Below are 21,411 nucleotides of genomic sequence, written 5' to 3'. Positions count from 1 at the left end.
CGAGCGCATGCCGGCGCTATGACTGCACTATCACCGCCGCGGCACTGTTTCGACACCTCTTACATCTCGCCATCTAGCGCGCTGCGGTGGCACGCTTACGTTCCGTACTCTCTCCACGGCCGCGCGCCTCTCAATGGCGCGCGTTACGCGGCAGCCGCATAATCCGTCCTTGACCTTCCAATGATAGGAAGGTCGATACTGGATCGATCATGCGGCCTCATGCCGCCACGAGCCTTCTAGCCATGACTGGACTTGCCAATCCGCCGCGTTCCGCCGACGCGGCTTCCTCCTCCACGCCTGCGCGCGTCGTCGAAATCGATGTCGGCGGGATGACTTGCGCGTCGTGCGCGATGCGGGTGGAAAAAGCGCTGTCGAAAGTGCCGGGCGTCGCGCGCGCAACCGTGAATCTCGCCACCGAACAGGCGCGGGTTGAAAGCGACGCCACCGTCGAACCCGAGCGACTCGCCGAGGCGGTCCGCAAAGCCGGCTACGAAGCCACGCTCCACGCGAATGCCGATATCTCTGTGCCAACGGAAACACTGCATGCAGCACCGCAGGCCACCGAATTGCAGATCGGCGGCATGACCTGCGCGGCCTGCGCGACGCGTGTCGAAAAAGCGCTGGCGAAAGTGCCGGGCGTCGCCCGCGCGTCCGTGAATCTCGCCACGGAAATCGCCACCATCCATGCTGAAAACGTTGCGTCCGCCGACACCGATGCGCTGATCGCCGCCGTCAAAAAGGCGGGCTATGAAGCGATGCCGATCGTGACGCCAGGCACGCCGTCGGCAACCGTCGAGGCGATCGACGCCAGCGCGCCCGCCGCAACTGGCGAGCACCACTCCGCGACCCACCCCGCCACCGCCGCCGAGCGCAAACAACGCGAGGCGCACCGCGATCTCGCCGGCGTCATCGCGTCCGCGCTGCTGACGCTGCCGCTCGTCGCGCCGATGTTCGGCGAATGGTTCGGCGTCCACGTGATGCCGCCGGCATGGCTGCAGTTCGTGCTCGCGTCGATCGTGCAGTTCGCGTTCGGCGCGCGCTTCTATCGCGCAGCCTGGCGCGCGGTGCGTGCCGGCGCCGGCAACATGGACCTGCTGGTCGCGCTCGGCACGTCGGCCGCGTATGGCATCAGCGTCTACGAACTCGCGCTGCATCCGGGCGACACAATGCATCTGTACTTCGAGGCGTCGGCGGTCGTCATCACGCTGGTGCGCTTCGGCAAATGGCTCGAAGCGCGCGCGAAGCGCCAGACCACCGACGCGATCCGCGCGCTCAACGCGCTGCGCCCCGATCGCGCGCGCATCCGCGACGGCGCCGGCGAGCGCGACGTGCCGCTCGCGCAGGTGCAGGTCGGCACGGTCGTGATCGTGCGACCGGGCGAGCGCGTGCCGGTCGACGGCGCGGTGCTCGAAGGCCGCACGCATATCGACGAAGCGCTGATCACCGGCGAAAGCCTGCCGGTGCCGAAGCAGGCCGGCGACGCGGTCACGGCCGGCTCGATCAACGGCGAAGGCCTGCTCGCGGTGACGACCACCGCGATCGGCGCGGAAACCACGCTCGCGCGCATCATCCGGCTCGTCGAAAGCGCGCAGGCGGAGAAGGCGCCGATCCAGCGGCTGGTCGACCGGGTCAGCGAAATCTTCGTGCCGGCGATTCTCGCGATTGCCGCGCTGACGCTGATCGGCTGGCTCATCGCCGGCGCAGGCGGCGAGACCGCGATCCTCAACGCGGTCGCGGTGCTGGTGATCGCCTGCCCGTGCGCGCTCGGACTCGCGACACCCGCCGCGATCATGGCCGGCACTGGCGTCGCGGCGCGCCACGGCGTGCTGATCAAGGACGCGGAAGCGCTCGAAATCGCGCATCGCGTATCGATCGTCGCGTTCGACAAGACCGGCACGCTGACGCTCGGGCAACCTTCGGTGACGGCGTTCGAGTCGGTCGGCGCAATCGGCCGCGACGACGCGCTGGCGCTCGCCGCGGCGGTGCAGCGCCATAGCGATCACCCGCTGGCGCGCGCGGTGGTGAACGCTTATGAGGCCGCGCAGTCCGGTGGAGCGGACAACTCGGTGGCTCAGGCGAGTGAGACGGTTGGAGCAGGTCAAGCAGTTGAGGCAGTTGGTGTGGTCAATGCAGGCGAAACGGTTGGAAAGGCCGGCGCGATTGGTGCCGCTGAAGCGACTGAGGCGACTGAAACGGCCAACGCCTCAACCGGACAAACTCCGGCGCAAGCACCACGTGCGTTGCAAACCGCAGCAGCGACGGCCACGACGCCGTCGACCCACACCCACGCAGCCGCCCCGCAAGCCACCGCCGCGCGTGCCGTTGCCGGCCGCGGCGTCGAAGCCGACATCGACGGCCGCACGATCGCGCTCGGCAGCACGCGCTGGCTGCGCGAACTCGGTATCGCGTTGTCGCCCGAACTCGCCGCGCGCGCGAGCGAACTCGAAGCGGCCGGCAACACCGTGTCATGGCTAATGACGCGCGCGCCGCACGCGCCCGCCGCGCTCGCGCTGATCGGGTTCGGCGATACGGTGAAGCCGAGCGCGCGCGCGGCCGTCGAACGGCTCGCGCGCATGGGCATCCGCAGCGTGCTCGTGACCGGCGACAACCACGGTAGCGCGGCGAGCGTCGCGCGCACGCTCGGCATCGACGAATTCCACGCCGAAGTGCTGCCCGACGACAAGGCCCGCGTGATCCGCGACCTGAAGATCCGCCACGCCGGCATCGTCGCGATGGCGGGCGACGGCATCAACGACGCGCCCGCGCTCGCCGCCGCCGATATCGGCATCGCGATGGCGACCGGCACCGATGTCGCGATGCACGCGGCCGGCGTCACGCTGATGCGCGGCGACCCGGCGCTCGTCGCCGACGCGATCGACATCTCGCGGCGGACCTGGCGCAAGATCCAGCAGAACCTGTTCTGGGCCTTCGTCTACAACCTGATCGGTATTCCGCTCGCCGCATTCGGTCTGCTGAACCCGATGCTCGCGGGCGCGGCGATGGCGTTTTCGAGCGTCAGCGTCGTGACCAACGCGCTGCTGTTGCGCGCGTGGCGCGGCGCGCGCCAGTAAGACCGTGGATGTCCCGCGCGTTGGGCCGCGCGGGACATGAGCCCCTTTCAGCCACCGAACTCGATCACGCAGTCGGCCGGAACATCTGGAACATTTCACCGATCTGCGCATAGTCGGCGCGATAGCCCGCGCGCATGATCGGCTGCGCGGCCTGCGTGTCGAACAGGCCGTCTTTCAGATACGCGTCGTTGATATGCACGCCGACTACCTGGCCGAGCGACAGATAGTTGTCCATCGGCTTACCGTCGACGTCGTGCAGACGCACGATCTGCAGCAGCTTGCATTCGAGCGCGGCCGGCGACTCGGCCACGTGCGGCACCGCGACGTTGCGGCCCGGCGCGGGCGTGAGGCCGGCCAGTTCGAACTCGTCGACGTGCGGCGCGACCGGCGCGGACGAGCGGTTCATCTGCTCGGCCAGCGGCCGGCTGGAAAGATTCCACACGAATTCGCCGGTCGCCTCGATGTTGGCCAGGCTATCTTTGCGGCCCTCGCTGCAAAAACCGATGATCGGCGGAAAGGTCGCGAACGCGCCGAAGAAACTGTACGGCGCGAGATTGAGCGTGCCGTCGGCAGCGCGCGACGAAATCCAGCCGATCAGCCGGGGCGCGACGATCGCCTTGAACGGATCGTGCGGCAAGCCATGACCGGCGGCGGGATCATAGAAGTAATGAGACATGACGTGGGTTCGGGTTGGCGTGTGACAGGAAAGGCCAGAAAAGATGGCGAACAAAGCGCCGCACGCGCATACGGTGCGCGCGGCGAACAGCCACTACTTATACCGCACTGAGCCGCACTAAGCCCGCGCTAGCCGCGCTCGATCACGCGCTTGCGCCCTTCCCGCACGCGCGCGAGCCGCGCTTCGTCCCAGTCGTGAAAGCCCGCGCCGCTGCGTACGCCGACGCGTCCCGCGTCGACCTGCTCGCGCAGCAGATCGATCACGTCCTCGTCCTTCGCGAGTTGCGGCAGCAGATGCGACGCGATGTCGACGTAGGTATCGAGCCCGCCCATATCCGCGCTTTCGAATGGTCCGACGATGCCCCACCGGCGTCCCAGCGAAGCCTTCATCACGCGGTCGACCACCTCAGGCGTCGCCGCCCCCGAGCGCACGATATTCAGCGCCTCGCGCAGCACCGCGAACTGCAGCCGGTTGCCGACGAAGCCCGGAATCGCCTTCGCGAGTACGACCGGTTCCATGCCGATCGCGCTCATCAGCGTGGCGGTTTGCGCGGTGACTTCGGGCGCGGTCGCGCTGCCGGGCACGACTTCGACGAGCGGAATCATGTGCGGCGGATTCCAGAAATGCGCGATCACGAAGCGCTCTTTCGCGCGCAGCGGCGTGGCGAGCTGATCGGGCGGGAAACCGCTGGTATTGCTCGCGAGAATCGCATCGGCGGCGAGCAGGCCGTTGAGCGTCGCATACAGACGGTGCTTGAGTTCGAGCACCTCGGGAATCGCCTCGATCACGAAGCGCGCCTCGGCGATCGCGTCGAGCCGCACCTGCGTTTCGATGCGCGCGAGCGCTGCCTGTTTGGCGGCAGCGTCGATGCGGCCCGCGTCGATCAGCTCGTCGAGCACCGCTTGCGCTTTCGGCGCGACGCTCGCGAGCCGCGTCGGATCGACGTCGTGCACGATCGTCCGATATCCATGCAAGGCCGCCTGCGTCGCAATGCCGACGCCCATCAGCCCCGTGCCCACCACACCTACCACCAGGTCCTGCGTTGCCTTGTTCACAAGCGCTCCCGCTGCCGTCGATGAAAGCTTGGAAGCATAGCGCAGCGCGCCGGTTCAGCAGACCGCACCCACAGACCGCGAATTCGAAAGTGCGGCCCCAGACGCGACGAAGCCGGCCTTTCCGTGAGGAAAAGGCCGGCTTCGTGGACTCACGCCGCGCGAGGCGGCGCCGTCATGCCCGCATTAGTAACGCGGCGGGGGCGGACGATGGTCATCGTCGTGGTGGCGCGGATCGCGGTCGTGCGGATGATGGCGCATCCACTCGTCGTGCTCCCAATAACGGTGGCCATCCCAGTAACGGTCGCCATGCCAGCCGATGTTGATCGACATGCCCACCGGCACCATGTGCGGCTGACCGTACACGACCGGCGCCGGGCCGTGATCGATGATCACGCGTTCCTGAGCGACTGCGCTGCCTGCCGCGATGAGCGCGCCGCCAGCCAACAGCGTTGCGATAACCGAGCGCGATGCCTTGCTGAAGTTTTTCATAATGACCTCCCGTCAAAGTTTTGTGCCAAGCCAGCGTCCGTGTTGGGCCGGGCTTCACGATTCGATCGAGGCGATTCGCGAGAGACCCGAAGCAGACGCCGTACGCTTGAGAGCCACTTTAGCGGCCCCAATCGCATGAAGACGTGAGGACTTGTAAGCGCGCATTTCATAGATGGGGACGGATGACGAAACCCCGTTTCCGCCGTCGAGCCCCATACCGCAAGCCCCAGCGCGCGACGCCACGATTTAGCCTGACGAATTGACGTCAGAGCCCGTTACATTCATTTCGCGGGCGAAATATTTGGCAAGGAGTGGGGAGGCGCTGATGAAAGGCTATCGCAAGCCTGTGGCGTGAGCGGTGTGCCGCAAGAGTTGCGAGAGCCGCTCCCTTGGAAACCACCACCCAAACAAAAAGCCACGATCCGCATTCACGAACAGTGGCTTCATAAGATGCGCACCCGATGTGCGCGCCCCGGCGCGTTGTCTCGCGCTCAGGAGGTGATGCAGGTCTTAGTCGGACAGCTTGATGCCGAACAGCGTGGCTTGCGCGCGGCGCATACGTTCCGCTTCGCGAGCACGCGCTTCGTACGAGTAGTCCGAATCCAGCGGAAGATGGGGCGACGCAAAGAGGTCGCTGACCTTTTGGAACAGTGCAAAGATGAAGCTCATGGCGACTCCCGGTTAGTAACTGCAATGACTAGGGTTTTCCCTTAAAAAGAATTATAGGGTTTTCCCTAGTTAAAATCTAGTGCAATGCAGCAAATTTTTAGCCGGAAGGCAACCTGATGCGTCGAATTCCTCATGATGCGTTGCACTATGACAACGTCCCCATTTAACAATTTAGGGGTCGAAAGCGTAGTGCTACTGAAGCGTGATCGGCGCTGGCTTGCGGCTGCGTGGAAGCTTGACGCCGGAGGCCGGTTTGCGCGGATTGACGACGGCCGCATCGAGCACACCTGCGGCGTCGCGGCCCAGGGGCATCTATCCGTTTGCGGGAGTAGCAGCAGGAGACAGGGCGCCGGAGAATGCGACGCCGGAGGGAAGCCGCCGCGCGCCGCCGGTTCGAGGGCTGGCGCGGCGGATGGTTGTAACGATCAGTTCGGGTTGACCGCTTTCGCCCGATGGCCATGCGGCGCGCGGGCATGTCGGCCGCGAGCCGGCGTTGCGCCGACCTGAGGTGCGGGAGTCGTCGCGGCCGGCGCGGAGCCGGCGTTCGCGGTCGCCGCGGCGGCCAGGGCCGCGTGCGTGTCGAGCAGGCTCACCATCGCAGCCTGCTGGCTCTGCATCATCTGCTCGAGGCGGTGTTGCTGCGCGGTGGTCTCGCGTGTCAGACGCATCAGCAGCAGCGTCTGCGCGATGCCGATCGCCACCGAGACCAGCAACGCGCCGACCACGATCGACAGCATCCATTTCATGCGGCGCGAATGATCGGTCGCGGCGCGGCGCTGGTCGGCGATCACGCCGTAGAGCGCATCGACGGTGTCGGCGAACGCGGTGACGCGCGCGCGATCGAGTTCCGGTTCGGCGCGCAGCGCGGCGGCGGCCGCCTCGGCGCGGCGCGCTTCGAGCCATGGCGCGGCGGAGGCGGCTTGAGTGTCGACAGAGGTCGGCGCGGCTGCCGGCGCTACGGTCGAGGGCGCGTCGGTGTCGGCGGCGAGCGCCGTCTCGGTCGATGCGGCATCCGTCGTCGCAACGACGGCCGTTGACGCGGTGGCCTCGTCGACGGACTGGTTCGCGCTGTTCGTATCGGTCGTCGCCGGTGAGGCAGAAGCGGAAGCCGGCGCCGGAATCGACGCCGCGTCGCGCGATGCCGTCGCGGCTTTCGCAAACGTCGCCGCGAAACGCTGTGGCGGCTTGCCACCTTGAGCCGACGCCGCACCACCCGCTTGCGCCGCCTGACGCAACGCGGTCACGCTGCGCATGACCGTTGCCGCCGCCATCGCCGGACTCGGCGGCAACGGCTGTTCACGCGTAGGGGTTGCCGGCTTATTGACGGTGGAAGCCACGGTGGAGGCTTCGGCCGTCGGCGCTCCGGCGTCCATAACGCTCGCTACGTCCTTCGCGGCGTCGCCCGTCGATGCATCGCCCGTCGTCGCACCAGTCTCCACGACACCCGCAACACCCGCATCAACCGGCATCGCCGGCTCCACATCGAACCCGCTCAACTGCCCGTTCACCGGCACCGGCGCTTCGCTCTTCGCCACGCGCGGCGCGCGCCGCGCCGCCTTGTCGACGGTGTTGTCGTCGAGCGCGCCAACCGCTTGCAGCACGACGTTGGGCAACTCGAAGCCATCCAGCGTGCCCTGGCGAATGTCGATATTCATCGCCTCGAGCGTCGCGCGCGTGGGATCGTCGGGGAACAGGTCGAGCGTGCTGTCGTCGCGGATCACGCCGCTCAGTTGCGCGAGACGTTGTGCGGAGCGCGCCGCGCGCGCCAGTTTCTTTTCGGTTTCGCTGGAGACTGCGCCCTGCCGCTGCTTCTTCGAAGCGGCGCGCCGGGGTTTGGACTGCGGGGATGCTGCGGAATCTGCCATAGAGAAAAAAGCGGTCGTCGCCGGGAACGGGGCGCCGGAAACCGCTCGTCATTGCCATTGGAATTTTTTAGAGACCGCATTGTCGCATGGCGGTCCGCCCGCGCCGAAGCCATTCCCCGACGATTTGCGCCGATTTCGCGATTCACGACGTCGCGTCGTCCTGCCTGAACTGCCGAACCCCCGGCAACTGCCGCAAGCGCGCGCAGATCGCCTCGTATTCCGTCGTCGACACGCGATGCAGCGTGATCATCACCTCGTCGCATTCGGGCGCGTCGTCGCTCTGCTGCATCACGAACTGCTTGACGCGCGGGCTCGCGGCGCCGAGCTCGTCGTGCAGCGAGTGGAACGTGAGCGCGCCGCGCTCGACGAGCATCGACACCTGGCGCCGCTGCTTGACCGTGATGAAACGCCGCTCGAGCGGCTTGATGCCGGCGAGGATGATCAGAATGATGATGGTCGCCGCGATCGACGCCGTGTACAGCCCGCCGCCGACCGCCAGCCCGATCGCCGCGACCGACCACAGGCTCGCCGCGGTCGTGAGTCCACGCACGATCTCGCCGCGCAGCAGGATCGAGCCCGCGCCGAGAAAGCCGATGCCCGACACGACCTGCGCGGCCATCCGCGACGGATCGAGCACCACGTGATCGCCGCGCAGCACCTCCGCGAAGCCGTACGCCGACACGATCATGATCAGCGTCGAGCCGACGCACACCAGCATGTGGGTGCGCAGGCCCGCCGCCCACGACAGCCGCTCCCGCTCGAAGCCGATCACGCTGCCGAGCGCCGCCGCGAGAACCAGGCGGGAAATGAGTTCGAGATTGCCCAACATCGTTGTTCCTCCTTATTTGTGATGAGCGTCGGCGAGCTGCCGTGGCAAACGCTCGCATGCATCGAGCATTGCCGATACTTGCGCCAAGATGCCAGCGCGAGAGCTTTGCTTTATGCTAAGCCGCACACCGCCGCGGCCTTGAAGCGCGGCATCGAAGCGCGGCCCCGCCCCGCATTCCCGGACCGCCGCTGAACGCCGCCTCGACACACCGCGCCCGACTCATTCGACTTATGCCAAGCACGACCCTCCCCTCCGCTTCGACGACCACCGCCGCAACCGCGCTGCGCGAACATTTCGCGCACGTGGTACTGCCGATGTGGCGCGGGCCCGGCTTCAACACCGCACTGAAACTGCCCTACGAAGCACTCGACGCCACCGGCCAGCAACCGCTGCCCGCGCAGCGCTACCGGGCGATGGCATGTGCGCGACAGTTGTTCACGTTTTCCCGGGCCGGCGACGCCGAGCACGCGCATTTACTGTTCGATTCGCTCAGGCATACCTTTCAGGACACTGACCACGGCGGATGGTTCTACAGCGTCGACGCGCTCGGCGTGCCGCTCGACACGACCAAGGACCTGTACACGCACGCGTTCGTGATCTTCGCGTGCGCCGAATACGCGCGCCGGTTCGACAGCCACGACGCGCTGCAACTGGTGCACAGCACGACCGCGCTGATCCAGTCGAATTTCACCGCCAACGGCGACCTGTTCAACGCGGCGCTGAACGTCGACTTCTCGAAAGTCGCCGGCACGCCGCTGCAAAATCCGCTGATGCATCTGACCGAAGCGTGGCTCGCCGCCTGCGAGGCGACCCGTGACAACGTATTCGGCGCCGCGCTGCGCCGGCTCGCCAGCGCGGTCGCACGGCATTTCGTGCACGCGCCGAGCGGCTGCGTCGCCGAATTGCCGATCGGTGCGAGCGGCAACCGTCTGGAGCCGGGCCATCAGTTCGAGTGGTATTGGCTCGTCAGCCAGGCCGGCGCGCTATTCGACGGCACCGGACTCGCCGAAGCGGTGGCGCGCGCGTTCACCTTCGCGCAGCAGCACGGCGTGGACCCGGACAGCGGCGGCGTATGCGCGTCGCTCGACGAATTCGGCAACGTCAAGGACGCGACGCAGCGGATCTGGGCGCAGACCGAATTCCTGCGCGCGCTCGCCTGTCACGACGACGCAACGGTGCGCGCGGCATTGCCGCAACAGATCGCACGTTTTCAGCAATCCTTCCTGCATAAAAACGGCTGGTTCGAATGCAAGACCCCGGAAGGCGAAGTGACCCGCCCCGACATGCCATCGACGACCCCTTATCACCTCACCACCGCCTATGCGGCACTGCCAGCCGAAGCGGAATCGGGGACGCCTTCTTGACGAATTTAGCCGGTAATCGAAGAAGTTAGAGGGTCGAATCGTTCGAAAAAAGCGCGCGCGTTTTTGAGAAAAATGCGCCGACCCTTTTCGGAAAAAGCCAATGCCGCTGGTTTACCCTGGCCACCGTAAAACCCTTGCCGAAGCTTTCCCGAGCCCTAAAAAAGGTCAAAACAGGGGAATACCCGGATGCAGGTTGATTGGCGTCTGTCATAAAGACGTGATACAACTCTCCCCTCGCGGCCGTTCTCATATCGAGCAATTGCGGTCGCGATGCAATACACAACATTTATTGGATTAAAAATGGCAACAGGTACTGTTAAGTGGTTTAACGATGCAAAGGGCTTTGGCTTCATCACGCCGGACGACGGCGGCGAAGACCTGTTTGCGCACTTCTCGGAAATCCAGGCATCGGGCTTCAAGTCCCTGCAGGAAAACCAGAAAGTGACGTTTGAAGTCAAGCAAGGCCCGAAGGGCAAGCAGGCTGCAAACATCCAGTCGGCCTAAGTACTTTCGTACTTTTGAGGCAGACTCGGACGCCGCAATAGGCGCCTCTCCAGGCCCTTGCGTCTGATGCAAAATGGCTCGCTTATAGCGAGCCATTTTCTATTTCGATGCCCGGTTTTCATGCATTGGCGCTTAAATCGCCGGCATCGTAGTTAAGCGAATTCCGCATTGGCCGCCCGCATTGCGCCCGGCTGTTGCGTGCGCAATACAGTTTCCGAATTTTCGGAAAAACGACAGCCGGAAAATCTTCAGTGACTTCGTTGCCATGGGCATACGAGGCTTGCGGCGATTGCGCGAAGAACGCCGGGCCGCACAGCACGGCCGGGCGCCTTTCGAACCGGCAGATAAACACTTGCCTTCGGCTATAGCGAGCGCGAGCGCTACGCCGCTGCAGCAGGCTCCCGCGACAGCCCCATCACTGCCTGCAATATCGCCGCGCGCGCCTGACCGAGAATCAGCCCGCGCCACACGTCGTCCTCGCAGTAGAAGCCGGCGCGGATCTCGTTGCGAATCGCGGCGATCCGTTGCGGGTCCGCGTCGGGATGCCGACGCACCCACGCGTCGGCGCGCAGCCGGTGCAACATGTCGACGAGGGGGACCGTGCCGTATTCGATCGCAATCGCCGTCGTGCGTGCATGCGGGCACGTGCGGCGCAGCGTGTCGAGCACCGGACCGGCGACGTTCGCCGCGACCGACGTGCCGTCGAGCGGACTCGTCACGTCGGCGCCCCACCACGCGCGAGCGCGCGGCAGTTCGTCGGCACCGAGCAGCCCCACGCAGATCTTTTCGCCGTGCCCATACGGCCCGAGACCGGTATGAAAGTCGATCCAGCCGATGCTGTCGCACGCCGCGCCGTAGTTCTCCAGCAGCGTCTGCATGAGGCGCGTGCTCCACACCGTGCGCACGCCGCCGAAGAACATGCCGTCGGCGTGCCGATACTGCCCGATCGTCAATGCCTGCTGATACGCCGCTTCGCCACGTTCGGCGATATACGCGGCGATCGCCGCGGCGTTATCGGCCGACGGCGGCCACTCCGGCGGCACCAGCAACGCGTGGAGATCGTCGTAGGCGGGATTGACCGGCAACGGCCGGGAAAAGTCGATGCTGTTGCGATTCAGGTCGACGTTGTCCTCGTTCGTGCGACTCAGATGCGAAAAGCCGTACGGGTTGATCGCGTGGACCACGAGGATCGCCACGTCGAGCTTCTCGAGCAGCGCATGCAACGACCGGTCGCACAACAGCGCGATCTGCGCGGCCGAGCCGCAAAAGCCCTCGACGCCATGCGTGCCCGACGTCAGCACCAGCAGACGGCGCGCCGTTTGCGGACCGAGACGCACGACGTCGGTTGCAAGCTCTTCGCCTTCGAGACCGCGCTGCGCCGGAATCGCATGGCTCTCGACACGCGCCGCCAGCGCGGCGGCGCAGCGCAGATACAGCTGTCGCGCTTCCCCGTAGGACGGCGCGAAACACGACGATGGGTTCATCGCAGCTCCAGTACTCATGCCGGCGTGAGGAACGATTCGGTCAGACGCACCCAGTAGGTCGAGCCGAGCGACAGCACGTCGTCGTTGAAATCGTAGCTGGTGTTGTGCAGCATGCACGGGCCGAGGCCGTGTCCGTGGTCGCGATGCTCGCCGCTGCCGTTGCCGATGTACGCGTAGCAGCCCGGCTTTTCGAGCAGCATGAACGAGAAATCTTCGGCGCCCATCGTCGGATCGATATGGGTCTCGACGTGCTCCTTGCCGACGATGTCCTGCATCACGCCCAGCGCAAAATGCGTTTCCTTCTCCGTGTTGACGGTCGGCGGATAGTTGCGGCGGAACGAGAATTCGACGCTGCAGCCGTACGCGAGCGCGGTCGCCTCGGCGAGTTGCTTCATGCGACTTTCGATCAGGTCCAGCACCTCCACCGAGAACGTGCGCACGGTGCCGGCCAGCGTCGCGGTATCGGGAATCACGTTGACCGCTTCGCCCGCGTTGATCTGCGTGATCGACAGCACGGCCGCGTCGATCGGACGCTTGTTGCGCGTCATGATGCTTTGCAGGCCCGTGCCGATCTGCATCGCGGTGAACACCGGATCGATGCCGTTGTGCGGAATCGCCGCATGCGCGCCGACGCCCTTCACGGTGATGCGGAATTCGTTGCTCGACGCCTGAGTGGCACCGACACGCGCGCCGAACTCGCCCGCGGGCATGCCCGGCCAGTTGTGCAGCGCGAACACCGAATCGACCGGGAAGCGCTCGAACAGACCGTCTTCGATCATGGCCTTCGCGCCGCCGCCGCCCTCCTCGGCCGGCTGGAAAATAAACACCACGGTGCCGTCGAAATTGCGATGTTGCGACAGATACTGCGCCGCGCCGAGCAGCATCGCGGTGTGGCCGTCGTGTCCACACGCATGCATCTTGCCCGGATGCTGCGACGCGTGATCGAACGTGTTCAGTTCCTGGATCGGCAGCGCGTCCATGTCGGCGCGCAGGCCGATCGACTTGCGGCTCGACCCATTGCGCAGCACGCCGACCACGCCGGTCTTGCCGAGCCCGCGCGTGACTTCGAGACCCCACGCTTCGAGCTTCTGCGCGACGACTTCAGCCGTGCGATGTTCTTCGTAGCACAGCTCCGGATGCGCGTGGATGTCGCGGCGAATCGCCTGAATGCCGGGATTCGCGTGAGCAATTTCGGGGATGATTTTCATGTCGAGTCCTTGTTTGCAGTGTTTTTTCAGCGGTCGAACGACCGCCGATGGCGAGGCTCGCGGTGAGCCTCGTTGCAGCGGAATCCATCCGCGGGCTACATCAGCGGCTGTTTCGAGCGGTCCTTGAGCAGCGCGATCGTGACCAGACCGATCACGCAACCGAACAGGCCGTAGTAGACGACCGCGAGTTTGTCTTCGGTGATCTTGATCAGCAGCGTCGCGATCGCGCCCGCGAAGCCGCCGAAGATCATCACCGCGAAGTTGTAGCCGATCGCCATGCCGGTCGAGCGCACATGCGCGGGAAACAGTTCGCAGACGAACGCGCAATACGAACCCTGAAAGAGCCCGAGCGAGGCCATCAGGCAGCACTGCACGAAAATCAGCACGGGCAGCGTCGGATGACTCGTCAGCAACGCGAACAGCGGATACGAGATCACGAGGCTCAACACGGTCGACGCGACCATCGGCTTCTTGCGGCCGATTGCATCGGAGAGATAGCCCGACGCGAAGGTCGCCGCGATATAGGCGATCGCCGCGCAGCACGACGCGATCACGCTGCTTGCGAACGGGATGTCGAGCGTCTTCGTCGCGTAGCTCGGCATGTAGTAGTAGAAGATGTACGTGCCGATCGTGCCGTACACGGTCAGCCCGAAACCGGCCAGGATCGCGCGCCAGTGCACGACGATCGATTCGAGGAACGGCGGCTTCGCGGTCGGCAGACGCTGCGCCTGGTGCTTGAAGACCGGCGATTCATCGAGCTTCGAGCGCACGTAAAGGCCCACCGGCACGATCAACAGTCCGAGCATGAACGGAATACGCCAGCCGAAATCCTCGAGTTGCGCGGGGCTCAGCACACGCGTGAGCGCGACGCCGGTCAGCGCGCCGAGCAACATGCTGCACGCCTGGCTGATCATCTGGAAACTGCCGTACACGCCGCGTCGCTCCACCGGCGCATGTTCGACCAGAAACGCCGTCGCGCTGCCCACTTCGCCGCCGGCGGAAAAACCCTGCAGAAAGCGGCCGATCAGCATCAGGACCGGCGCGAAAATGCCAATCTGCGCATACGTGGGCGACAGCGCGATGATGCCGACGCCCACCGCCATCAACGAGATCGTCACGACAAGCGCCGATTTACGGCCATGACGGTCCGCGTAATTGCCGAGAACGATGCCGCCGAGCGGTCGCGTCAGAAAGCCGACGCCGAACGTGGTCCACGCCGCGAGCAGCGAGGCGGTCGCGTTGTCGCTGGGGAAAAACTGCTTCGCGATGATCGCCGCGAAGAATGAGAAAACCGTGAAGTCGAACCATTCGAGCGCATTGCCGATGGTCGCGACGACGATCACGCGCGCGTCGAACGATCGGCTTGCGGGGGTGCTGTGCAGCGGCGCTTCGGACTCGCGCGAGTGAACGGATACATCCATTCCTGTCTCCTGGGGTGCGTCCATCGGTTTGTTCTGGTATTTGCACCCCATTGTCCACAGCCGTTTAAATCAAGGAAAGCTAAAATTTCTTGTTATTCGCTTCAAAAAATTTGATGTATCGTCGGTGGCGGAATGGCCTGGCTTCTCCTCTCTCCGCACGCCTTTCGCAGCCGATTCCATTTGCCCGAGGCCGTCTTGAGCACGATCCGCTTTCTGCGTACCTTCATCGCCGTCGCGCGCTACGGCTCGTTTGCGATTGCCGCCGAACAGATGGCGCTCACGCAATCGGCGGTCAGCATGCAAATGCGCGCGCTCGAAGCCGAGTTCAAACACGAGCTGTTCGACCGCAGCGGCCGCAAGATCATGCTCAATGCGATGGGCAAGAGCCTGCTGCCGCACGCGCAGCAACTGCTCTCCGTTTATGAAGCGATGCGCGCGATGGCGGGCGGCCTCGAAGAAGACGTCGGGCCGGTGTCGATCGGCGCGGTCGAATCGGTGGTCGGCGCATTGGCCGAAGCCGTCGCGCATCTGAAGATGACGCGGCCGAATCTCGACGTGCGCATCACGGCCGCGAAATCGGTCGACCTCGCCGCGCGCGTCGATTCGGGCGAAATCGACGCTGCCGTCATCATCGACACGCCGGGCCGCCGTCCGGCCAGCGTGCAATGGACGCCGGTCTATTCGGAGCCGCTCGTGCTGCTCGCCAGTGCGAATCTGGCCGAAGCGCCGGTGGCCGAGCTATTGCGCACACAGCGCTTTCTGCGCTTCGATCGGACCCAGCGCACCGGTGTGATCATCGATCGCGCGATGCGCAAGCAGCGCGTGAAGGTCAACGAGTTTCTCGAACTCAATTCGCTGGAAGGAATCGCCGAACTCGTGCGCCAGGGGATCGGCGTCGCGGTGGTGCCGCTGCTGCGCCGCTCCTCGTGGACCCGCGACGACGCGTTGCGCGTCGTGCCGCTGCCGGAAGCCGGCGTGCAGCGCAACGTGGGGATGCTGGAGCGCACGCAGCACGGGAAGATGGCCGTGACGGCGGCGATCGTGCGGCAGTTGAAGCGGGTGATCTGAGACGGACGATCTGACGCGGGTAATCTGAAGCGGATGATTTGACGTGAGGCCGGCGCCGACATCAAAGCGCCGACACCATACCGTCATTGTCGCTCCCTATATTTGTCAGCGCCCGATCCTGACAATTGCCGCACGACAGGTTACGGGCGTGCAACACAACATCCTTGAGCTTCCACGAGCGGGGTCTCGGCAGGCAGCCGTCCAAACGGGCGATATCGAGCATGGAGCGCGAACGGTGCAGACGGACCGGTCGTGACAAGCCATGCCGGTTCGCCGGACCAGCGGCTGCGGTGAACGCTATCAAAGGCTTCCACGATCAGCCAGAAAAGAAGGAGCACCCGCACCGTGAACTCCCGCCGCAAATTTCTTCAAGGTACCGCCACGGCCGGCCTGTCGGCTGCCGCACTGAGCGTATTTCCGCCCAGCATCCGTCGCGCGCTCGCGATTCCCGCTCACCATGAGAGCGGCACGATCAAGGACGTCAAACACGTCGTGATCCTGATGATGGAAAACCGCGCATTCGATCACTACTTCGGCACCTACAAAGGTGTGCGCGGCTATGGCGATCGCTTCACGATTCCGCTGCCGAACGGCCGCAACGTGTGGCAGCAGATCGATGCCAACGGCAACGTGGACCTGCCCTACCATCTGGACGAGACCAAGGGCAATGCGCAGCGCGTGACCGGCACGCCGCACAGCTGGGTCGACACACAGAACGCGTGGGACGGCGGCCGCATGGCGGCATGGCCGGTGTCCAAGCAGAATCAGACGATGGGCTACTTCGACACGGCCGAAATCCCGTTCCAGCGCGCACTGGCCGAAGCGTTCACCCTCTGCGACGACTACCACTGCGCGTTCCTGGGCGGCACGCACCCGAACCGCATCATCCACGCGACCGGCACGAACGGTCCGGCGTACGGCAAGACCTTCGTCAACAACTTCAGCGGCGACTTCGACGTCACGACGTCGGCATCCGCGTACTTCGACTGGAAGACCACCGCCGAGCGCCTCGAAGAAGCCGGCGTGAGCTGGAAGGTGTATCAGAACATCAAGAACACGTATGGCTGCAACCCGTTGCTCGGCTTCAAACAGTTTCGCAAGGCCAACGAGGCGCTGCCGACGGCGCGTCAGGTCAACACGTCGCTGACCCAGGCCGCCGAGCCGGTCTACAACCCCGCCGATGCGGCGGCGCAGCCGCTGATCAAAGGCTACGCGAACACGCTGCCGACCACGGACACCGACCCGAACACCAACGGCACCTTCGTCGAAGCGTTCGCCGACGATGTGAAAAACGGCCGTCTGCCGGAAGTCTCGTGGGTCGTGCCGACCGACGTCTACTCCGAGCACCCGGGGCCGTCGAGCCCGGTGCAGGGCGCGTGGTTCGTGCAGCAATTCCTCGATGCGTTGACCGCCGTGCCCGAGGTGTGGAGCAAGACCGTCCTGCTCGTCAACTTCGACGAGAACGACGGCTTCTTCGACCACGTGCCCCCGGCCGCCGTGCCGTCGCCCAACGGTGACGGCACCTACGCCGGCAAGACCACACTCGGCAGCACCGAGCTGGGCGTCGAATATTTCACGCATCCGTACGTGACGCGCGCCGACACGGGCGCAACGCCCAACAGCCAGCCGGCCGGCCCGGACGGCAAGCCGTATGGTCCGGGTCCGCGTGTGCCGCTGTGGGTGATTTCGCCATGGAGCCGCGGCGGCTGGGTCAATTCGCAGACGTTCGATCACACCTCGGTACTGCGCTTTCTCGAAGCCCGCTTCGGCATCAAGGAAAGCAATATCTCGACGTACCGCCGGCTCATCAACGGCGATCTGACGTCGGCCTTCAACTTCGCGACGCCGAACAACGAGCCGCTGCCGACCATCGCAGGCGAGAAGAGCAAGGCCGACGCCGATGCGTTGCGCGCCACCCAGCAGGCGCTGGGGCAGATCGTGCCGGACGCGAGCCGCGGCATGCCGAAACAGGCGAGCGGCTTCCGGCCGTCGCGTGCGCTGCCGTACGAGCTGCACGCCAGCGCGCATGCGGACGCGAGCGCCGGCACCGTCAAGCTGCTGTTCGCCAACACCGGTCGCCAGGGCGCCGTGTTCCACGTCTACGACAAGCTGCACCTGGACCATCTGCCGAAACGCTACGCCGTCGAGCCGGGCAAGACGCTGGACGACGTGTGGTCGCCCGCCTCCACGGACCTCGGCAAGTACGATCTGTGGGTGCTCGGCCCGAACGGCTTCCATCGCGAGTTCAAGGGCGACCTGAGCGCGTTGAAGGGGCACAAGGCCGTCAATCTGGAAGTGCGGGTGGGCTACGGCTCGCTGACCGGCAACCTGCATCTGCAACTGCGCAACGACGGTGCCGGTCCGGCCCAGTTCACCGTCAAGTCCAATCAGGTCTACGGCTCGCTGCAGGCTTTCCCGGGGCTGCCGTCCGCGGCCTTTGGGCAAGGTCCGTTGGGCTTCGGCGGCTTCCCGGTGCCGGGCTTCGGCGCATGGCCGACGCCCACGCCGTTCTCCCGCAACGATCGCCTCGGCGCGGGTCATGTCTGGACGGTCGGCACCAACGGCGCATTCCCGGTCGCGCTGTTCTGGAACCTCGCCCAGACCGGCTTCTGGTATGACTTCGAGATCACCAGCAGCACGGACAGCAGCTTCCTGCGCCGCGTCGCCGGGCGCATCGAGACCGGCCGTCACTCGGTGACCGATCCTGCGATGGGGATGACCGACCTGTTCTGATCGACGGGGAAGCGCTCAGAGAGGCGCCGGGCAGCGGCTCGGCACCTCTCGTGCAATGAATGAAGTCTTCGGGTGCATCGGCTTAAACACGCCGACGTCGTTCAACCTCGTCCCTTCGACACCCCGTCGGCCGCCCGGTCCGGCAACTCGCCGATTCCCGCCAGGCGCTGCGCCATGAATTCGCGCAGCACGCGCACCTTCGTCGAGAAACGTCGGTTCGGCAGATACGCCATGTAGATCTGCTTGCCGGTCAGCGCGTTTTCGAGCCGATAGTCGGGCAACACGACTTCGAGCTCGCCGCTCACCAGCAGATCGCGAATCAGCCAGATTTCGAATTCGGCGATGCCGAGCCCCGCGCGCGTCGTTTCGAGCAGCAGCTCCGAATGATCCGATTGCAGATTGCCCGACGGCAGAATCGACTGCACACCGTGCCCGTTCGTCAGATGCCAACGCGGATCCCCCTCCGGGTGCAGATAGCGCAGACAGTTGTGCTGCGCGAGATCGGCCGGCGTGCGCGGCCGACCGCGTCGCGCGAGATAGGACGGCGCGGCGCACAGGATGCTGTCGTTGCGCGACAGCGGCTGGACGATCAGGTTGTCCAGATAGTTTTCGCCCTCGTGAATGTCGAGGTCGAAGCCGCCCATCACCATGTCGTTGTGGTTGTCGGTCAGGCGCAAATCGAGCTGCACGGCCGGATAGAGCTCGAGGAACGGCGCCACCAGCGGCGCCAGATAGCGACGGCCGAACGCGACCGGCGCGGTCAGCTTCAGCGGGCCGCTCGGCGCCGAATCGAGCTCCGCGACCACGCGCAGCGTGTCGTCGAGGTCCGCGATCATCGACACCGCCCGCGCGTGATACAGGCTGCCCGCTTCGGTCAGCGCGACGTGATGCGTCGAACGATGCAGCAGCGTCACACCCAGCATCGCTTCAAGCGCGGTGATCTTGCGCGCGATCGTCGAGGTGGCGACCTTAAGCTCGCGCGCGGCGGCCGAGAAACTCCCGAGCTCGACGATCCGTACGAGCGCGCGCATCGCGCTCAGATGATCGAGACCGGCTTCCCTGGTACTTTTAGAGGGCATTTCTGCGTTGCGTCCAGTGCAAAACCATTTTCGAAAATACGGCTAATTGCTTTTTTTTGCAATAATTAAACTCCGCCATATCCGATCTCATTAACACGCATGCAATGACCCTCCCCTCGCACGTCCCGCTCGTCGTCGCCACCCGCAACGCTCATGTCGAACGGATTCACTGGGGATCGGTGGCGGTCGTCGATGCTTCCGGCGCGCTGCTGGCCCATGCGGGCGATCCGCAGGCGTGGGTGTTTTCCCGCTCGACGTTGAAGCCCTTCCAGGCGCTGCCCTTCGTGCGCGACGGCGGCCCCGCGCATTTCGGCTTCACCGACGCCGAACTGGCACTGAGCTGCGCGAGCCACGGCGGCGAGGACTTCCACGTCGACGCGGTCACGTCGATGCTCGCCAAGATCGGCATGGCCGAGTCGGATCTGCGCTGCGGCGTCCACATGCCCGACCACTACGGCGAAAGCAATCTGCCGCCGCGCGGCAGCGTGTTCGACCAGCGTCATCACAACTGCTCGGGCAAGCACGCGGGCTTTCTCGGCTATTGCTGCATGCACGGCTACGCGCGCGCCAGCTACCTCGACCGCGAACACGAGTTGCAGCAGGAGATCGGCCGCGAAGTCGCGCGGCTCGCCGGCGTGCCCGCATCGGAGCTGTGGTTCGGCATCGACGGCTGCAGCGCGCCGAACTTCGGCATGCCGCTATCGCGTCTCGCGATGATGTGGGCCAAGCTCGCCAACGGCACCTCCGGCGCGGGCGCCAGCAGCGATGCCGCGCTCTCGCACATCTTCTCGGCGATGGCTGGGCATCCGCGAATGGTGTCGGGCACGGGCCGCTGCGATCTCGCGCTCGCCAACGCATCGAACGGCGACTGGGTCGCGAAGGTCGGCGCCGACGGCGTCCATACGGTCGGCGTGCGCAGCAGCGGCATCGGCGTCGCGGTGAAGATGGCCGACGGCGACTTCAGCGCCGTCTACGCAACCACGATCGCCGTGCTGCAACAGCTCGGCCTGCCGCTGGAAACCGAAGGCACGCCACTCGAGCAATGGGCCGACCCGGTGTTGCGCAACGTGCGCGGCACGGCGGTCGGGCAACTGAAGGCCACGGTGCAACTGACATGGGCATGAACGAAAGCGCGCAACTCCGCCAGGCCGAGGCGCTCGTCTCGCTGCGTGGCGTGAACAAGTCGTTCGGCGCGCAGCAGGTGCTGTTCGACGTCGATCTCGACGTCGCGCCCGGCGAAGTGGTCGTCGTCATCGGGCCGTCGGGCTCCGGCAAATCGACGCTGTGCCGCTGCATCAACCGGCTGGAGACGATCGACTCCGGCGAGATCCTGCTCGAAGGCGCGCGTCTGCCCGAAGAAGGTCGAGCGCTCGCCGCGATGCGAGCGCAGATCGGCATGGTGTTCCAGTCGTTCAATCTGTTCTCGCACCGCACCGTGCTGCAGAACGTCGCGATGGGGCCGCGCAAGGTGCTGCGCCAGTCGCGCGACGAGGCCGAAGCGCAGGCGCGCCGGCTGCTCGCGCGTGTCGGTCTCGCGCACAAGGCCGACGCGGTGCCCGCGGAGTTGTCGGGCGGCCAGCAGCAGCGTGTCGCGCTCGCCCGCGCGCTCGCGATGCAGCCGAAGGTCATGCTATTCGACGAACCCACGTCAGCGCTCGATCCCGAGATGGTCAGCGAGGTCCTCGCGGTCATGCTCGAACTCGCGCAAAGCGGCATGACGATGGTCGTGGTCACGCATGAGATGGGCTTCGCGCGCCAGGCGGCGGATCGCATCGTCTTCATGGACGGCGGGCGCATCGTCGAAATTGCGGAGCCCGAAGCATTTTTTAGCGCGCCTCGCTCGGAGCGGGCGCGCGATTTTCTCTCCAGGATCCTGGAGCACTGATTTTTATCGAT

17 protein-coding genes are annotated in these 21,411 nt (G+C 65.4%); 7 read left to right on the top strand and 10 right to left on the bottom strand.

Annotated features, from left to right (window positions below):
• Positions 1-242: 242 nt before the first annotated feature.
• On the top strand, positions 243-3,071 hold the full coding sequence (locus tag HHL14_RS11880) for a heavy metal translocating P-type ATPase (protein ID WP_169497798.1): 2,829 nt from the start codon (positions 243-245) through the stop codon (positions 3,069-3,071).
• A gap of 64 nt (positions 3,072-3,135) precedes the next feature.
• Here HHL14_RS11880 and HHL14_RS11875 read toward each other — a convergent pair whose 3' ends face one another.
• The 6 genes from HHL14_RS11875 to HHL14_RS11850 form a co-directional block, all read right to left on the bottom strand.
• Entirely contained in the window at positions 3,136-3,747 is a 612-nt protein-coding gene (locus HHL14_RS11875) for a flavin reductase family protein (protein ID WP_169497797.1), read from the bottom strand.
• A 128-nt stretch (positions 3,748-3,875) separates the two neighbouring features.
• The gene (locus HHL14_RS11870) at positions 3,876-4,751 is read right to left on the bottom strand and encodes a 3-hydroxyacyl-CoA dehydrogenase family protein (RefSeq protein WP_230413008.1); all 876 of its coding nucleotides are present in this window, start codon (positions 4,749-4,751) and stop codon (positions 3,876-3,878) included.
• Between the two features lie 234 nt (positions 4,752-4,985).
• Positions 4,986-5,291: a hypothetical protein gene (locus HHL14_RS11865; protein ID WP_169497795.1), complete on the bottom strand. Its 306-nt coding sequence runs from the start codon at positions 5,289-5,291 to the stop codon at positions 4,986-4,988.
• A gap of 510 nt (positions 5,292-5,801) precedes the next feature.
• Positions 5,802-5,960, bottom strand: a complete 159-nt coding sequence (locus HHL14_RS11860; protein ID WP_169497794.1) for a hypothetical protein — start codon at positions 5,958-5,960, stop codon at positions 5,802-5,804.
• Between the two features lie 425 nt (positions 5,961-6,385).
• Positions 6,386-7,825, bottom strand: coding sequence for a hypothetical protein (locus HHL14_RS11855; protein ID WP_169497793.1), 1,440 nt, complete (start codon positions 7,823-7,825; stop codon positions 6,386-6,388).
• Positions 7,826-7,967: 142 nt separating this feature from the next.
• Entirely contained in the window at positions 7,968-8,654 is a 687-nt protein-coding gene (locus HHL14_RS11850) for an MgtC/SapB family protein (RefSeq protein ID WP_169497792.1), read from the bottom strand.
• Between the two features lie 230 nt (positions 8,655-8,884).
• Between HHL14_RS11850 and HHL14_RS11845 the strand changes: the two genes are divergently transcribed.
• Both HHL14_RS11845 and HHL14_RS11840 read left to right on the top strand, forming a co-directional pair.
• On the top strand, positions 8,885-10,018 hold the full coding sequence (locus HHL14_RS11845) for an AGE family epimerase/isomerase (RefSeq protein WP_169497791.1): 1,134 nt from the start codon (positions 8,885-8,887) through the stop codon (positions 10,016-10,018).
• A 300-nt stretch (positions 10,019-10,318) separates the two neighbouring features.
• Positions 10,319-10,522: a cold-shock protein gene (locus HHL14_RS11840; protein WP_075304847.1), complete on the top strand. Its 204-nt coding sequence runs from the start codon at positions 10,319-10,321 to the stop codon at positions 10,520-10,522.
• 380 nt (positions 10,523-10,902) lie between these two features.
• On the opposite strand, the gene HHL14_RS11835 is transcribed toward HHL14_RS11840, so the two are convergent.
• From HHL14_RS11835 to HHL14_RS11825, 3 genes are all read right to left on the bottom strand, one after another.
• Positions 10,903-12,006 (bottom strand): M14 family metallopeptidase, encoded by a 1,104-nt coding sequence (locus tag HHL14_RS11835; RefSeq protein WP_169497790.1) that lies wholly within the window; start codon positions 12,004-12,006, stop codon positions 10,903-10,905.
• Between the two features lie 14 nt (positions 12,007-12,020).
• The gene (locus tag HHL14_RS11830; protein WP_169497789.1) at positions 12,021-13,214 is read right to left on the bottom strand and encodes a M20 aminoacylase family protein; all 1,194 of its coding nucleotides are present in this window, start codon (positions 13,212-13,214) and stop codon (positions 12,021-12,023) included.
• Positions 13,215-13,309: 95 nt separating this feature from the next.
• On the bottom strand, positions 13,310-14,635 hold the full coding sequence (locus tag HHL14_RS11825; RefSeq protein ID WP_230413001.1) for an MFS transporter: 1,326 nt from the start codon (positions 14,633-14,635) through the stop codon (positions 13,310-13,312).
• Positions 14,636-14,830: 195 nt separating this feature from the next.
• Here HHL14_RS11825 and HHL14_RS11820 point away from each other — a divergent pair, with 195 nt between their 5' ends.
• Both HHL14_RS11820 and HHL14_RS11815 read left to right on the top strand, forming a co-directional pair.
• Positions 14,831-15,703 (top strand): LysR family transcriptional regulator, encoded by an 873-nt coding sequence (locus HHL14_RS11820; RefSeq protein WP_169497787.1) that lies wholly within the window; start codon positions 14,831-14,833, stop codon positions 15,701-15,703.
• A gap of 345 nt (positions 15,704-16,048) precedes the next feature.
• Entirely contained in the window at positions 16,049-18,436 is a 2,388-nt protein-coding gene (locus HHL14_RS11815; RefSeq protein ID WP_169497786.1) for a phosphocholine-specific phospholipase C, read from the top strand.
• Between the two features lie 101 nt (positions 18,437-18,537).
• On the opposite strand, the gene HHL14_RS11810 is transcribed toward HHL14_RS11815, so the two are convergent.
• A complete protein-coding gene (locus HHL14_RS11810) occupies positions 18,538-19,515 on the bottom strand; it encodes a LysR family transcriptional regulator (RefSeq protein ID WP_169497785.1) in 978 nt (325 codons plus the stop codon).
• 104 nt (positions 19,516-19,619) lie between these two features.
• Between HHL14_RS11810 and HHL14_RS11805 the strand changes: the two genes are divergently transcribed.
• Positions 19,620-20,639, top strand: a complete 1,020-nt coding sequence (locus tag HHL14_RS11805; protein ID WP_169497784.1) for an asparaginase — start codon at positions 19,620-19,622, stop codon at positions 20,637-20,639.
• A complete protein-coding gene (locus tag HHL14_RS11800) occupies positions 20,636-21,400 on the top strand; it encodes an amino acid ABC transporter ATP-binding protein (protein WP_169497932.1) in 765 nt (254 codons plus the stop codon). Before HHL14_RS11805 ends, HHL14_RS11800 begins: the two co-directional genes overlap by 4 nt.
• The last annotated feature ends 11 nt before the right edge of the window (positions 21,401-21,411 follow it).

The sequence above is a fragment of the Paraburkholderia antibiotica genome (assembly GCF_012927125.1).
Lineage (GTDB): Bacteria > Pseudomonadota > Gammaproteobacteria > Burkholderiales > Burkholderiaceae > Paraburkholderia > Paraburkholderia antibiotica.
The sequence above is the reverse complement of the archived record's forward strand: the minus strand, read 5'-3'. Positions and strand labels throughout refer to the sequence as shown.

Coding starts and splice junctions, on each gene's coding strand:
- HHL14_RS11810 (WP_169497785.1), bottom strand. CDS start 19,515: ATGCCCTCTAAAAGTACCAGGGAAGCCGGTCTCGATCATCTGAGCGCG.
- HHL14_RS11855 (WP_169497793.1), bottom strand. CDS start 7,825: ATGGCAGATTCCGCAGCATCCCCGCAGTCCAAACCCCGGCGCGCCGCT.
- HHL14_RS11800 (WP_169497932.1), top strand. CDS start 20,636: ATGAACGAAAGCGCGCAACTCCGCCAGGCCGAGGCGCTCGTCTCGCTG.
- HHL14_RS11825 (WP_230413001.1), bottom strand. CDS start 14,635: ATGGATGTATCCGTTCACTCGCGCGAGTCCGAAGCGCCGCTGCACAGC.
- HHL14_RS11860 (WP_169497794.1), bottom strand. CDS start 5,960: ATGAGCTTCATCTTTGCACTGTTCCAAAAGGTCAGCGACCTCTTTGCG.
- HHL14_RS11865 (WP_169497795.1), bottom strand. CDS start 5,291: ATGAAAAACTTCAGCAAGGCATCGCGCTCGGTTATCGCAACGCTGTTG.
- HHL14_RS11840 (WP_075304847.1), top strand. CDS start 10,319: ATGGCAACAGGTACTGTTAAGTGGTTTAACGATGCAAAGGGCTTTGGC.
- HHL14_RS11870 (WP_230413008.1), bottom strand. CDS start 4,751: ATGGGCGTCGGCATTGCGACGCAGGCGGCCTTGCATGGATATCGGACG.
- HHL14_RS11845 (WP_169497791.1), top strand. CDS start 8,885: ATGCCAAGCACGACCCTCCCCTCCGCTTCGACGACCACCGCCGCAACC.
- HHL14_RS11875 (WP_169497797.1), bottom strand. CDS start 3,747: ATGTCTCATTACTTCTATGATCCCGCCGCCGGTCATGGCTTGCCGCAC.
- HHL14_RS11830 (WP_169497789.1), bottom strand. CDS start 13,214: ATGAAAATCATCCCCGAAATTGCTCACGCGAATCCCGGCATTCAGGCG.
- HHL14_RS11835 (WP_169497790.1), bottom strand. CDS start 12,006: ATGAACCCATCGTCGTGTTTCGCGCCGTCCTACGGGGAAGCGCGACAG.
- HHL14_RS11880 (WP_169497798.1), top strand. CDS start 243: ATGACTGGACTTGCCAATCCGCCGCGTTCCGCCGACGCGGCTTCCTCC.
- HHL14_RS11850 (WP_169497792.1), bottom strand. CDS start 8,654: ATGTTGGGCAATCTCGAACTCATTTCCCGCCTGGTTCTCGCGGCGGCG.
- HHL14_RS11805 (WP_169497784.1), top strand. CDS start 19,620: ATGACCCTCCCCTCGCACGTCCCGCTCGTCGTCGCCACCCGCAACGCT.